13 protein-coding genes are annotated in these 14571 nt (G+C 53.7%); 8 read left to right on the forward strand and 5 right to left on the reverse strand.

Annotated features, from left to right (window positions below):
- Positions 1–104 precede the first annotated feature (104 nt).
- Positions 105–1793 carry an alpha,alpha-trehalase gene (locus FDX22_RS07015; protein WP_146716922.1) on the forward strand — a complete coding sequence of 563 codons (1689 nt, stop codon included), beginning with the start codon at positions 105–107 and terminating at the stop codon, positions 1791–1793.
- Positions 1794–1841: 48 nt separating this feature from the next.
- Here the strand turns inward: FDX22_RS07015 and FDX22_RS07020 are convergent, their stop codons facing one another.
- Entirely contained in the window at positions 1842–2096 is a 255-nt protein-coding gene (locus FDX22_RS07020) for a GlsB/YeaQ/YmgE family stress response membrane protein (protein WP_115259931.1), read from the reverse strand.
- A 198-nt stretch (positions 2097–2294) separates the two neighbouring features.
- Here FDX22_RS07020 and FDX22_RS07025 point away from each other — a divergent pair, with 198 nt between their 5' ends.
- Positions 2295–3029 (forward strand): flagellar brake protein, encoded by a 735-nt coding sequence (locus FDX22_RS07025; protein ID WP_115258258.1) that lies wholly within the window; start codon positions 2295–2297, stop codon positions 3027–3029.
- Between the two features lie 11 nt (positions 3030–3040).
- On the opposite strand, the gene emtA is transcribed toward FDX22_RS07025, so the two are convergent.
- Complete coding sequence (gene emtA, locus FDX22_RS07030; protein ID WP_096756738.1) at positions 3041–3652, reverse strand: membrane-bound lytic murein transglycosylase EmtA; 612 nt, start codon at positions 3650–3652, stop codon at positions 3041–3043.
- A gap of 98 nt (positions 3653–3750) precedes the next feature.
- Here emtA and ldcA point away from each other — a divergent pair, with 98 nt between their 5' ends.
- Both ldcA and FDX22_RS07040 read left to right on the forward strand, forming a co-directional pair.
- The gene (ldcA, locus tag FDX22_RS07035; protein ID WP_146716923.1) at positions 3751–4665 is read left to right on the forward strand and encodes a muramoyltetrapeptide carboxypeptidase; all 915 of its coding nucleotides are present in this window, start codon (positions 3751–3753) and stop codon (positions 4663–4665) included.
- Positions 4666–4762: 97 nt separating this feature from the next.
- A complete protein-coding gene (locus FDX22_RS07040; RefSeq protein ID WP_096756736.1) occupies positions 4763–6496 on the forward strand; it encodes a potassium/proton antiporter in 1734 nt (577 codons plus the stop codon).
- 103 nt (positions 6497–6599) lie between these two features.
- On the opposite strand, the gene dadX is transcribed toward FDX22_RS07040, so the two are convergent.
- Positions 6600–7670 (reverse strand): catabolic alanine racemase DadX, encoded by a 1071-nt coding sequence (dadX, locus tag FDX22_RS07045; RefSeq protein ID WP_135911881.1) that lies wholly within the window; start codon positions 7668–7670, stop codon positions 6600–6602.
- A gap of 12 nt (positions 7671–7682) precedes the next feature.
- Complete coding sequence (locus FDX22_RS07050) at positions 7683–8981, reverse strand: D-amino acid dehydrogenase (RefSeq protein WP_115258254.1); 1299 nt, start codon at positions 8979–8981, stop codon at positions 7683–7685.
- A 322-nt stretch (positions 8982–9303) separates the two neighbouring features.
- On the opposite strand from FDX22_RS07050, the gene FDX22_RS07055 reads away from it, so the two are divergent.
- A complete protein-coding gene (locus FDX22_RS07055; RefSeq protein ID WP_096756733.1) occupies positions 9304–10836 on the forward strand; it encodes a SpoVR family protein in 1533 nt (510 codons plus the stop codon).
- A gap of 102 nt (positions 10837–10938) precedes the next feature.
- On the opposite strand, the gene fadR is transcribed toward FDX22_RS07055, so the two are convergent.
- Complete coding sequence (fadR, locus tag FDX22_RS07060) at positions 10939–11658, reverse strand: fatty acid metabolism transcriptional regulator FadR (protein WP_096756732.1); 720 nt, start codon at positions 11656–11658, stop codon at positions 10939–10941.
- Between the two features lie 237 nt (positions 11659–11895).
- Between fadR and nhaB the strand changes: the two genes are divergently transcribed.
- The 3 genes from nhaB (at position 11896) to FDX22_RS07075 (ending at position 14562) form a co-directional block, all read left to right on the forward strand.
- Positions 11896–13437, forward strand: coding sequence for a Na(+)/H(+) antiporter NhaB (gene nhaB / locus FDX22_RS07065; protein ID WP_137399979.1), 1542 nt, complete (start codon positions 11896–11898; stop codon positions 13435–13437).
- Between the two features lie 141 nt (positions 13438–13578).
- Positions 13579–14109: a disulfide bond formation protein DsbB gene (gene dsbB, locus FDX22_RS07070; protein WP_096756730.1), complete on the forward strand. Its 531-nt coding sequence runs from the start codon at positions 13579–13581 to the stop codon at positions 14107–14109.
- 111 nt (positions 14110–14220) lie between these two features.
- Positions 14221–14562, forward strand: coding sequence for a DUF1971 domain-containing protein (locus FDX22_RS07075; protein ID WP_096756729.1), 342 nt, complete (start codon positions 14221–14223; stop codon positions 14560–14562).
- Positions 14563–14571: the final 9 nt, after the last annotated feature.

The raw sequence follows: 14571 nt of genomic DNA on the forward strand, positions 1-14571 counted from the left end.
TGTTCGCAAAATAGGGTCCCTATAACGCGTAACGGTCGATCCTGGACTAAGGTTTTCTCATGGTAAATGCCGCAACTTCGGCACGCCGCTAAGGAGATTACCCGATGATAACGCCAGCAATTCGCCATCCTGGCCTGCTCTCTGTTACAGTAAAACTCACGCTCGCAAGTACCCTTTTGGCCCTTGCTTCATTCGGCGCCCACGCCGAGGAACAGCCCGCCGCAACGCCGCAGCCCCCTGATATCCTGCTCGGCCCTCTGTTTAATGATGTGCAAACCGCCAAACTGTTCCCGGATCAGAAAACCTTTGCCGATGCAGTGCCCAATAGCGATCCGCTGATGATCCTTGCTGATTATCGGATGCAAAAAAACCAGTCCGGCTTCGATCTTCGTCATTTCGTCGGTGTGAATTTTACGCTGCCCAAAGAGGGTGAGAAATACGTACCGCCCGCCGGGCAGTCGCTGCGTGAGCATATCGACGGGCTGTGGCCAGTGCTAACGCGCTCGACGACTGACGTGGAAAAATGGGACTCATTGCTGCCGCTGCCGGAGCCGTATGTGGTGCCCGGCGGACGTTTTCGCGAAATTTATTACTGGGACAGCTATTTCACTATGCTGGGGCTTGCCGAGAGCAACCACTGGGACAAGGTCTCTGACATGGTGGCGAACTTCGCTTACGAGATTGATGCCTGGGGACACATTCCTAACGGTAACCGCAGCTATTATCTGAGCCGCTCCCAGCCGCCGTTCTTCGCCTTTATGGTTGAACTGCTGGCGCAGCACGACGGTAATGATGCGCTGAAAAAATACCTGCCGCAGATGCAGAAAGAGTACAGCTACTGGATGGAGGGCGTCGAAACGCTTAAGCCAGGTCAGCAGAACAAACGGGTAGTCAAACTGGCTGACGGCACGGTGTTAAACCGCTACTGGGATGACCGTGATACGCCAAGACCCGAGTCCTGGGTTGAAGATATCGCCACCGCCAAAAGCAATCCGAACCGTCCGGCCACCGACATTTACCGCGACCTGCGTTCGGCCGCCGCCTCGGGCTGGGATTTTAGCTCACGTTGGATGGACAACCCGAACCAGTTAAGCACCCTGCGCACCACCAGCATCGTCCCTGTCGATCTCAATGCGCTGCTGTTCAAGATGGAAAAAATGATTGCGCTTGCCAGCAAAGCCGCAGGGGATGAAGCCAAAGCTACACAGTACGAAGGCTTCGCTAATGCGCGACAAAAAGGGATTGAAAGCTACCTGTGGAACGATAAAGAGGGCTGGTATGCCGACTACGATTTAAAAAGTCAGAAAGTACGCAATCAACTGACCGCCGCCGCCCTGTTCCCGTTGTATGTCAATGCGGCGGCCAACGATCGCGCCAGCAAGGTGGCTGCGGCGACCCAGGCGCATCTGCTGCAACCCGGCGGTCTGGCCACAACGTCGGTGAAAAGCGGTCAACAGTGGGATGCCCCGAACGGCTGGGCACCACTCCAGTGGGTTGCAGCGTCCGGGTTACAAAACTACGGCCAGGATAAGGTCGCCATGGAGGTCACCTGGCGCTTCCTGACCAACGTGCAGCATACCTATGACCGGGAGAAAAAGCTGGTTGAAAAATACGACGTCAGCAGCACAGGAACCGGCGGTGGCGGTGGCGAGTACCCGTTACAGGACGGCTTTGGCTGGACCAACGGCGTCACCTTAAAAATGCTCGACCTGATTTGCGCCAAAGAAAAACCCTGTGATAGCGTCCCGTCGACACGGCCAGTAACTGAAAAAACAACGCAGACCGTGCAATAAATCACACCAGATTAGCCATGAGAGGCGGCCCCCGCAGGGGCCGCTGAATTAATCTCGCCGTACCAACCGGAAAATCCCCAGCACGAGAATGGCACCGACGACGGCCACCAGGAAACTGTGCAGATTAAACCCGCTGATATCTCCCCCGATACCAAACATGGTTGCCAGCCATCCGCCAACCACAGCCCCGACAATGCCGAGAATACAGGTCAGAATAAATCCTCCGCCATCGCGCCCCGGCATGAGCAGTTTAGCGATAACACCCGCAATCAGACCAAAAATAATCCAGGCAATAATTCCCATTTTCAGGCCCTCTTTCCAATGAACGCACGCGCAAGCCATTCCTGCGCCAGTACGTTAAGTATAGGCAAGCCGTCGCCCGGCGTTTTTCTACAGCTTGCGTTCAGCGGACTTAATAAAAAATTTCATCCATTTGTATTAAGTTCTGTCGCGCGATGCCGATAATCCAACGACAAACCAGGCATCCAGGAGTCATTAGGTGTGAGCAACTACCATGAGCAGTTCCTGAAGCAAAATCCATTGGCGGTGTTAGGCGTTCTCCGCGACTTAAATTCACAGCAGATCCCCCTGCGAATCTCCTGGTCAGGAGGGCAATTCATCAGCAAAATTCTCGCGGTGAGCCCGGATGAATTAGTTATGGATTTTGGCAGCCAGGAATATGAAAACCAGGCCGTTCAGCGGGCAAACCACGTCTCTGTCATCGCTGAAACGCAGGGCGCCAAGGTCGAGTTCACCCTGCCTCAGCTCAAAAAAGGGGAATTTCAACGGTTGCCGGCATTTATCTCGTCGCTGCCGCCCGCGCTGTGGTTTGTCCAGCGCCGGGAATATTTCCGTATTGGTGCCCCATTGCATCCGCCCTATCACTGCACGGCAAAAATGCCGGACAACAGCATTTTACGTTTTCGGTTGTTCGATTTATCGCTCGGCGGGATGGGCGCGCTGTTAGAAGAGGCAAAACCAGAAGGACTGGTGGAGGGCATGCGCTTTTCGCAGGTTGAAATCAACATGGAACAATGGGGAGTGTACCACGTTGACGCCCAGCTTATTTCCATCAGCGAGCGCAAAGTTATCGACGGGAAAAATGAAACCATCACTACTCCCCGCCTGAGCTTCCGTTTTCTCAACGTCAGCCCGGCGGTGGAGCGGAACTTACAGCGGATTATTTTTTCACTCGAACGTGAGGCCCGGGAAAAATCCAACAAGGTACGCGAGTAACCTCACGCGAACTACATCACATCCAGCGCTTGCTGAAGCTTCCAGATATAACGCGGAGCCTGCGGCGCCGGATGATTATCAGCCACATGCTCAATAAACTCATCCGGACTGAGATCGTTGATTTTGTTGATGGCTTTTTTCCTGTCGGAGGAGAATGTCCGCAGCAACGCCCCCGCACCGTTGGCATATGACACCACCAGCGCATATTGCATCACCTGTGGGTCTTCGATGCCGGCCAATGGTCCGGTTTCGAGAATATTCAGGTACGCGGCACCCATTGAGATGTTGCGCTCAGGGTTTTTCAGCTCACTGGTTGACGGCTCGCCACTCCAGCCCATCCGACGGTAGACATCCCGTCCGGAGGTAGAGGCTTTGAGCTGCATCAGCCCAACGGCGTTAGATTTACTGACCGCATTCGGATTTCCGCCTGATTCAATGGCGATGATGGCCGTAATCAATTGTGGGCTTACCCCCCAGGCCGCGCCGGCTTTTTCACTGATCGGCATCCATTGCATTGCGCGTTTAACCGGAACTTCAGCATTCCATGGCGGATTTTTGTAATCCTGTTTTGAACTACAGCCCGCAAGTAATACAACCAAAAAAGCAAACCATCTCAATTTCACGTCATCTATCCTTATAGCCGGAACCTGTCGCTGAGGTGACAACGACATACCTACGCGGCATGATATACATTTGGTTTTAGTTGTAGCAAGGAAATGCCATGTCCCGGTTTCACTTAATTGCCCCCTCGGGCTACTGTATCAACCAGCAAGCGGCATTGCGCGGGCTTTCGCGCCTTACTGAGGCCGGTCATCAGGTCACAAACTCGGCGGTTATTGCACGTCGCTACCAGCGTTTTGCCGGGACGGAAACCGAACGGTTAGCGGATGTGAATGCATTGGTTGAGCTGAAAACGCCCGATACCATTGTACTGGCGGTGCGCGGCGGCTATGGCGCCAGCCGTTTACTGGATGCTATTGACTGGCAGGCACTGACCGCCCGCCAGCAACACGACCCACTGCTCATTTGCGGACACAGCGACTTTACGGCAATCCAGTGCGGCCTACTGGCACAAGGCAACGTCATTACCTTCAGCGGCCCGATGTTAGCGGCCAATTTTGGTGCCGAAGAAATGAACGCGTTTACCGAACACCATTTCTGGCAGGCATTACGCAATGCGCAATTTACTATCGACTGGCAAGGTGATGGTCCGGACTGCGCCACCGAAGGCACGCTGTGGGGCGGTAATCTGGCGATGCTCATTTCGCTGATTGGCACCCCGTATATGCCCGCCATTGATAACGGTATTCTGGTGCTGGAAGACATTAATGAGCATCCGTTCCGCGTCGAGCGCATGCTGTTGCAGCTGTACCTCGCGGGCATTTTAGCCCGTCAGAACGCCATTATTCTCGGCAGTTTTAGCGGCAGCGCACCAAACGATTACGACGCTGGCTACAATCTGGAGGAAGTCTGCACATTTCTGCGTGCCAGACTGTCGGTACCGTTGATTAGCGGTCTCGATTTTGGTCACGAACAGCGCACCGTCACGCTCCCGCTCGGGGCAAAAGCGGTGCTGCGAAACGTGAAAAATAGCAGCCAGCTCACCTTAACCGGGCATCCGGTGCTGAAATCGTAAAAAAAGCTGCTAACAGGGCTAAGTAAAACGCTGTTTCTGCCGCTAATATGTTAGGGTTTGTTAATACGAAACAGCGTAATTCAGGAGTAACCGAACGTTGGATGCCGCAGCAATTATTAGCCTTTTTATTTTGGGTTCCGTTCTCGTCACCTGCAGTATCTTACTCAGTTCATTCTCATCACGTCTTGGTATCCCGATCCTGGTGATATTTCTCGCGATCGGTATGTTAGCGGGCGTAGATGGCATTGGCGGTATTCCTTTTGATAACTACCCTTTCGCCTACATGGTGAGTAACCTGGCGCTGGCGGTTATCCTGCTTGATGGCGGGATGCGTACCCAGGCCAGTTCCTTTCGCGTAGCGCTCGGTCCGGCATTATCACTGGCGACCGTGGGCGTGCTGATCACCTCCGGCTTAACCGGCATGATGGCCGCGTGGCTGTTTCATCTGGATCTCATCGAGGGTTTATTGATTGGCGCGATTGTTGGCTCAACCGACGCCGCGGCGGTATTTTCCCTGCTCGGTGGGAAGGGTCTGAACGAACGTGTCGGCTCGACGCTGGAAATAGAATCGGGCAGCAATGACCCGATGGCGGTGTTTCTGACCATCACGCTAATTGAAATGATCCAAAACCACGAGACCGGCTTAAGCTGGATGTTCGCGGTGCATATTATTCAACAGTTCGGTCTGGGTATTGCGCTGGGTCTGGGTGGCGGTTATCTGCTCCAGCAAATGATTAACCGGATTTCGCTGCCTGCCGGATTGTATCCACTGCTGGCGTTAAGCGGCGGGATCCTGATTTTTGCCCTCACCACCGCGCTGGAAGGCAGCGGTATTCTGGCGGTCTACCTGTGTGGTTTCCTGTTGGGTAATCGCCCCATTCGCAACCGGTTCGGTATTCTACAAAACTTTGACGGCCTGGCCTGGCTGGCGCAAATCGCCATGTTCCTGGTACTGGGTCTGCTGGTGACGCCATCCGACCTGCTGCCCATTGCCATTCCGGCGCTGATTTTGTCTGCCTGGATGATTTTCGTTGCCCGCCCGCTGTCGGTGTTCGCCGGGCTGCTGCCGTTCCGGGGTTTTAATCTGCGTGAGCGCATTTTCATCAGTTGGGTCGGCTTGCGCGGTGCGGTGCCGATCATCCTCGCCGTCTTCCCGATGATGGCCGGGCTGGATAATGCCCGTCTGTTCTTTAACGTGGCGTTCTTCGTCGTCCTGATTTCGCTGTTGTTTCAGGGGACATCGCTCTCTTGGGCTGCCAAAAAAGCCAAAGTGGTGGTTCCACCGGTCGGCTGGCCCGTTTCGCGCATTGGTCTGGATATTCATCCTGACAATCCCTGGGAGCAGTTTGTTTATCAACTGAGTGCCGATAAATGGTGTGTGGGGGCCGCACTACGCGACCTGCATATGCCAGACGAGACGCGAATTGCCGCGCTGTTTCGTGACAACGTGCTGTTTCATCCGTCGGGCAGCACCCGCCTGCGTGAAGGTGACGTATTGTGCGTTATTGGTCGCGAGCGCGATCTTCCCGCATTAGGCAAGCTGTTCAGCCAGTCGCCGCCGGTCGCGTTAGACCAGCGTTTCTTTGGTGACTTTATTCTCGAAGCCAGCGCCAAATACGCCGACGTGGCGCTGATATACGGGCTGGAAGATGGCACTGAATATCGCGATAAGCAGCAGACGCTGGGTGAGATCGTCCAGCAATTGTTAGGCGCCGCACCGGTGGTCGGCGACCAGGTCGAATTTGCCGGGATGATCTGGACGGTGGCCGAGAAAGAAGATAATTCGGTGCTGAAAGTCGGCGTTCGCGTGGCAGAAGACGAGGATGAATAATAGTGATGTTTTTGCCGGGTAGCGGCTGCGCCGTACCCGGCTTACAAATGTACTGCTATTGTAGGCCTGATAAGCGCATCGCCATCAGGCAACTTTACAAAAGTTACACCGTCACAACCGGTACGCGCAGCGCCAGCGAGCACATCAACTCGTACCCCACCGTACCGGCCGCGGTAGCCACATCGTCGATTTTGATCTCTTTGCCCCACAGCTCTACCGGCGTACCAATGCCTGCCTGAGGACATGGCGTCAGATCCACTGCCAGCATATCCATCGACACCGTGCCGACCGTCCCGGTACGGACACCGTCCACCAGCACCGGCGTGCCGCTCGGTGCATGGCGCGGATATCCATCGGCATAGCCGGTCGCCACAATCCCGATACGTTGTTCACCGCGTGCGGTGTAACGCCCACCGTAGCCGACCCTGTCACCGGCCTTCAGCGTTTGCACCCCGATGACCTCGCTGTTCAGGCTCATTACCGGTTTGAGACCGGTGTTGGCGATGTCCCGCCATTGCCCTGACGGAGAGGCACCGTACAAAATAATACCCGGGCGTACCCAGTCAAAATGGGCTTCCGGGTGCCACAGCGTGGCGGCGGAGTTTGACAGCGAACGTCGGCATTCAAGCCCTTCCGTCGCCTGTGCAATACGCGCCATCGCGTCCTGAATACCGTCCGGATGTTCGGCATCAGCAAAGTGCGACATCAGCGTCATTTCACCCACATTCGGCATCGCCCGCAGCTGTTGCCAGACGGTTGCCACCCGCTCAGGCAAAAAGCCCAGACGGTTCATGCCGCTGTTAACCTTCAGGTATACATCCAGCGGAGCGTTCAGTCGGGCATTTTGTAACGCTTTGAGCTGCCAGTTGCTGTGTACACAGGTGGTTAAACGATATTGGTCATACACCGTCAGATCGTCGGCGTGGAAAAAACCTTCCAGCATTAAGATCGGGCCTTTCCAGCCACGCTCGCGCAGCGTTATCGCTTCTTCCAGATTCAGCATGGCGAAACCGTCGGTGGTCCCCAGCGCATTCCAGACGCGCTCAATGCCATGTCCATAAGCATTGGCTTTTACCACCGACCAGACGCGGGCGTCCGGTGCGGCCTGCCGTGCAATGCCTAAATTTTGTTTCAACGCCTGCAGGTCAATGCTGGCCAGTATTGGGCGGGTCATCTCGCGTCCTTCTCAGCTATGTGCGCCGTGTAAATGTCGTGGACGTGACGGCGAAAATCCTGGGCTGTAACGCGCCACGCTCAGGTCATCGTAAGGGATGGCGGGCGTGCGACCAGAAAGAATATCGCTCAGCAACTGTCCCGATCCACAGGCCATGGTCCAGCCCAGCGTACCGTGACCGGTGTTGAGCAGCAGGTTCTTAAAACGGGTACGCCCGACTACCGGCGTGCCGTCCGGCGTCATCGGCCGCAGCCCGGTCCAGAAGGTGGCCTGCTCCACATGCCCCCCGCGCGGGAAGAGATCGCGCACCACCATTTCCAGCGTTTCACGTCGCGGCTGTAATAATTCAGTATTGAAGCCCACGATCTCCGCCATGCCGCCCACGCGGATACGGTTATCAAAACGGGTAATGGCAATTTTGTAGGTTTCATCAAGGATAGTCGACACCGGCGCGCCGTCGTCCTCCGCGATCGGAATGGTCAGCGAATAACCTTTGAGTGGGTAAACCGGAATATCGACCATCCCTTTCAGCATAGCCGTGGAGTAAGAGCCAAATGCCATCACATAAGCATCGGCTTTGATAATTTCCTCACCGCACTGCACGCCATAAATCTGCTCGCCATCGCTCAGCAGCTTATCAACCGGTGTGTTGAAGCGGAATTTAACCCCTGCCAGCTCCGCCATTTGTGCCAAGCGTTGGGTAAACAGCTGACAGTCGCCGGTTTCGTCATTCGGTAGACGCAGCCCGCCGGTCAGCTTATGCGCCACTTCGGCCAGAGCCGGTTCAACTTCCGCGAGGCGATGGGCTTCCAGCAGTTGATATGGCACACCCGCATCTTCCAGAACGGCGATGTCGCGCGTGGCGTTCTCATACTGCTGCGCGGTACGGAATAGCTGCAGCGTCCCGCCCTGACGACCTTCATATTCAATGCCGGTAGTGGCTCGCAGCGCCTTCAGGCAATCACGGCTATATTCCGCCAGACGCACCATACGACCTTTGTTTTCCATGTAATGACTGGTGTCACAGTTGCGTAGCATCTGCCACATCCATTTCAGTTGGAACTGCGTGCCGTCAAGGCGAACGGCCAACGGCGCATGGCGTTGAAACATCCATTTAATCGCTTTTAGCGGTACGCCGGGTGCCGCCCACGGTGCTGCATAGCCTGGAGAGATTTGCCCCGCATTCGCCGCACTGGTTTCCAGCGCCGGACCGGGCTCACGATCAATGACGGTGACATCGTGTCCAGCCTGACTTAAATACCAGGCGCTGGTCACGCCAACGACACCACTTCCCAGTATGACAACTCGCATAGCCACTCCGTTAACAGTAAAAGAATAATCATCTAATTACATCTTGATAACTCAGTTGAAAATATTATTCAACATATGGCTTTTTTATGGTGATGTACCTCACACATAGCGGTAACGACAGGGATGTCTCTGCTTTAGGATCTCCTGCTGTGCGTCATTTTTATCTAGCATAAAATTTCGTGAACATCCTGTTTTTCGATGTTGGATTAACGTGATATCGCAAAGAAAAATTTTCTGCCGCAGCACGTTTTTTAACACTGTGTTCTATGCTTGAAATGAGGTACTCCAGACAGAGAGTGCCGCCAACAATGAGGGTGCGCGAATGGCTACGATTGATTCCATGAACAAGGACACCACACGGTTGAGCGATGGACCCGACTGGACGTTTGATCTGCTGGATGTCTATCTGGCGGAAATAGACCGCGTGGCAAAACTCTACCGACTGGAGACCTATCCGCACCAAATCGAGGTCATTACCTCCGAGCAGATGATGGACGCCTACTCCAGCGTCGGGATGCCGATTAACTATACCCACTGGTCGTTTGGTAAAAAATTTATTGAAACCGAACGTCTGTATAAGCACGGTCAGCAAGGGCTGGCTTATGAGATTGTCATCAACTCCAACCCATGTATCGCGTATCTGATGGAGGAGAACACCATCACCATGCAGGCGCTGGTGATGGCACACGCCTGCTATGGGCATAACTCCTTCTTCAAGAACAACTACCTTTTCCGTAGCTGGACGGATGCCAGCTCCATTGTTGATTATCTGATTTTTGCCCGAAACTACATTACCCAGTGTGAAGAGCGCTACGGCGTCGACGAAGTCGAAAAACTGCTCGATTCCTGCCATGCACTGATGAACTACGGTGTCGATCGCTATAAACGCCCGCAAAAAATTTCATTGCAGGAAGAGAAAGCGCGGCAAAAAAGCCGCGAAGAATATCTGCAAAGTCAGGTAAATATGCTGTGGCGTACCTTGCCGAAAAAAGAGGAAGAGAAAACCGTGTTTGAAGCGCGGCGTTATCCTTCTGAACCCCAGGAAAACCTGCTGTACTTTATGGAAAAAAATGCCCCGCTGCTGGAGTCCTGGCAGCGTGAAGTGCTGCGTATCGTGCGCAAAGTGAGCCAGTATTTTTATCCGCAGAAACAGACCCAGGTGATGAACGAAGGCTGGGCGACGTTCTGGCATTACACCATCCTTAACCACCTGTACGATGAAGGCAAAGTGACCGAGCGGTTTATGCTGGAGTTTCTACACAGCCATACCAATGTGGTGTTCCAGCCGCCGTACAACAGCCCGTGGTATAGCGGGATAAACCCTTATGCGCTCGGATTCGCCATGTTCCAGGACATCAAACGTATTTGTCAGTCTCCGACCGAGGAAGATAAATACTGGTTCCCGGATATCGCCGGTTCTGACTGGCTGGAAACCCTGCACTTCGCGATGCGTGATTTTAAAGATGAGAGCTTTATCAGCCAGTTCCTGTCACCGAAGGTGATGCGTGATTTCCGCCTGTTCACCGTGTTGGACGATGACAGACATAATTATCTGGAAATCTCAGCAATTCATAACGAAGAGGGATACCGTGAAATTCGTAACCGGCTGTCGTCGCAGTATAACCTGAGCAACCTGGAGCCAAACATTCAGGTATGGAATGTCGATTTGCGCGGCGATCGCTCTCTCACACTGCGCTATATCCCGCATAATCGCGCCCCGCTAGATAAGGGCCGCAAAGAGGTGCTGAAGCACGTCCATCGGTTATGGGGTTTTGACGTAACGCTGGAGCAACAAAATGAGGATGGCAGCGTGGAACTGCTGGAACGTTGCCCGCCGAGAATGAACGGTCTGTGAATCTTATTGCCGGATGGCGACGCGAAAGCGTCTTATCCGGCCTACACTAGACATCCACGTAGGCCGGATAAGGTGTTCACACCACCATCCGGCATTGAGCGATTAACGGCCCTGAATGGCTAAATCGCCGGGCAGGTTTTTCTGCATGCGATGCCAAATCTCGCCGCTGTCGTGACCGTAACTGCGCACCGTCTCATACACCTGGTCATGGGAGCCCTGCTCGCAGAGCAATGACAGCTTACGGTAGAAGCTCAGTGCCAGACCGCGGGCTTCCGGGTTGGCGAAATAATGACGACCAATACGGGTATACAATCCCTTCATGCCGTTGAGGATCAGGCCGTAAATCGGATTGCCGGACGCGAATGCCAGGCCGCGGAAAATGTTGTAGTCCAGGTCAGCAAAAGCGTCAGCGTGGTCGGCTACCTGATTTGCCGTCGCCAGCACTTCCTGCGCTTTGTCCGGATGTTGGCGGAATGCGGTGCGAATGAAGATTGTTGAGATGTTGGTACGCACCGACAGCAGATTATCAATCAGCTGCGGAACGCTCTCGTGATCGAGGCGCGCCAGCGTTTCAAGAATATTCAGGCCTGACGTTTCCCAGAAATTATTCACTTTCGTCGGTTTGCCGTGCTGAATGGTCAACCAGCCGTCCCGCGCCAGGCGCTGTAACACTTCGCGTAGCGTGGTGCGTGTTACTCCGATAAGTTCAGAGAGTTCACGTTCAGCGGGCAAAATAGTGCCTGGGGGGAAGCGGTTATTCCAGATACTTTCAATGATGTACTCTTCCGCGAACCCCGCTGGGCTTTGCGCCTTAATGACCATAGTAATAATTCCATTACACAGCAAAACATAGTTACACACATCATACCAGACGGGTCTGATAGCTGATAGCTGAGGCAATGAAGAAAAAGTGGATCAAGGCTTCATTTTCCAGATAACGCTGGGGCGCAATTGGCGCGACGAAGCACGTGAAGAGCTTGCCTGCGTTCCCTCCTCCCGCTAAGCTTTGCCGTCAAACATAAAAACATGATTTCATTTTTACAGGTAAGGGAAACTGCCATGGAGCTATCCTGGGGTCGCGCGCTGTGGCGCAACTTTTTAGGCCAGTCGCCGGACTGGTACAAACTCGCATTATTATCCTTCTTAATCGTTAACCCGATTATTTTCTTCATCAACCCGTTCGTTGCCGGGTGGCTGCTGGTGGCTGAGTTCATTTTTACGCTGGCAATGGCGCTCAAATGTTATCCGCTGCTGCCGGGTGGCCTGCTGGCGATTGAAGCCGTCGTCATTGGCATGACCAGCGCCACGCACGTGCGTGAAGAGATTGCCGCCAATCTTGAGGTGTTATTGCTGCTGATGTTTATGGTGGCGGGCATCTACTTTATGAAGCAGTTACTGCTGTTTATTTTTACCCGATTGCTGCTGAGCATTCGCTCTAAAATGCTGCTGTCGCTGTCCTTCTGCGTAGCCGCCGCCTTCCTGTCCGCGTTCCTCGATGCATTGACCGTGGTCGCCGTCGTGATAAGCGTGGCGGTCGGTTTTTATGGCATTTACCACCGCATCGCCTCTTCCCGTGGGGAAGATAATATGCTCGATGACAGCCATATTGATCAGCACAATAAAGCCGTGCTCGAGCAGTTCCGCGGTTTTCTGCGCAGCCTGATGATGCATGCCGGCGTCGGCACGGCGTTAGGCGGCGTGATGACCATGGTTGGTGAACCGCAAAACCTGATTATCGCCAAAGCGGCGGGCTGGCATTTCGGGGATTTCTTCCTGCGGATGTCCCCGGTCACCGTCCCGGTGCTGATCTGCGGACTGCTAACCTGCATGCTGGTCGAGAAATTACGTTGGTTTGGCTATGGTGAAACATTGCCTGAAAAGGTACGTGACGTTCTGCAGCAATATGACGATCAAAGCCGCCAGCAGCGTACCCGCCAGGACAAGATCAAACTGATTGTCCAGGCGATTATCGGCGTCTGGCTGGTTATCGCCCTGGCCCTGCATCTGGCCGAAGTTGGACTGATAGGCCTGTCGGTTATCATCCTGGCGACGTCCTTAACGGGGGTCACTGATGAACATGCTATCGGCAAGGCGTTCACCGAGTCACTGCCGTTCACCGCGCTGCTGACCGTGTTCTTCTCAATTGTGGCCGTAATTATCGATCAGCAATTGTTCGCTCCGATTATTCATTTTGTTTTACAGGCTTCAGAGCATGCCCAGCTCACTCTGTTCTACCTCTTTAACGGTCTGCTTTCTTCTATCTCCGATAACGTCTTTGTAGGCACGATTTACATTAACGAAGCCAAAGCGGCGATGGAGCACGGGACCATCAGCCTGAACCAGTTCGAACTGTTAGCCGTGGCGATTAATACCGGGACTAACCTGCCTTCCGTCGCAACTCCGAATGGCCAGGCCGCATTCCTGTTCCTGCTGACTTCCGCACTGGCACCGTTGATTCGCCTCTCCTATGGCCGCATGGTATGGATGGCGCTGCCGTATACCCTCGTACTGACGCTGGTCGGTCTTTTGTGCGTGGAATTCACCCTCGTCCCGGTGACCGAGTGGATGACGCAAATAGGCTGGTTAGCTACACTTTCATAACAACTTACCGGGCAAATCACTGCCCGGTTTGACTTTTTGCATGATAATTATCCGATTACACAATATTTCAATAGCTGCTAGTGGCGCATAAATTGAATTGGTTTAAACTGCGCTCTCTACGCATGTTGCAGGGAATTTATTATGTTGCGATTTTTAAACCAGTGCTCCCGCGGTCGCGGAGCATGGTTATTGTTGGCGCTAACCGCCCTGGCGCTGGAACTCGTTGCGCTGTGGTTCCAGCACGTGATGCTGCTTAAACCTTGCGTGTTGTGTATTTACGAACGTAGTGCGTTATTCGGCGTAATGGGTGCCGGGCTGGTGGGTGCTATCGCGCCAAAAACGCCGCTGCGTTATGTAGCGATGGTTATCTGGATTTACAGCGCCTGGCGCGGTCTGCAGTTAGCATATGAGCACACCATGATCCAGCTTCACCCGTCTCCGTTCATGACCTGTGATTTTGCGGCGCGCTTTCCGAGCTGGTTACCGCTGGACAAATGGCTGCCTCAGGTTTTCCTGGCATCCGGCGACTGCGCCGAGCGTCAGTGGTCTTTTTTAACCCTTGAAATGCCACAGTGGCTATTAGGGATCTTTGCTGCGTACCTAGTGGTCGCCGTGCTGGTGGTCATTGCCCAACCGTTTAAACCGAAAAAACGCGACCTCTTCGGTCGCTAACAGAGACGCTCCTTCGGGAGCGTTTTTTTTTGCCATAATGTCATTGCTTGGTGGCATCTATAAGATGTATATTAAATACATCTTATAGATGCCACACCAAGGAGATGTCCCATGTCCCATTTACGCATCCCGGCAAACTGGAAAGTTAAACGCTCTACTCCCTTTTTCACAAAAGACACTGTCCCAGCCGCACTGCTTTCCCACCATAACACCGCAGCAGGCGTCTTTGGACAGCTTTGCGTGATGGAAGGTACGGTAACGTATTACGGCTTTGCGAATGAAGAAGCGAAAGAACCTGAAGTGAAAGTGGTGATAAATGCCGGTCAGTTTGCGACCAGCCCACCGCAGTACTGGCATCGTGTTGAATTAAGCGACGACGCGCAGTTCAACATTAATTTCTGGGTTGAAGATGACAACCACTCAGATGAGATGTATCAGGCGAAAAAATCTTAATCTTTAGCG

Origin of the sequence: Citrobacter sp. TBCS-14 (assembly GCF_005280805.1) — a bacterium.
GTDB lineage: Bacteria > Pseudomonadota > Gammaproteobacteria > Enterobacterales > Enterobacteriaceae > Citrobacter > Citrobacter gillenii.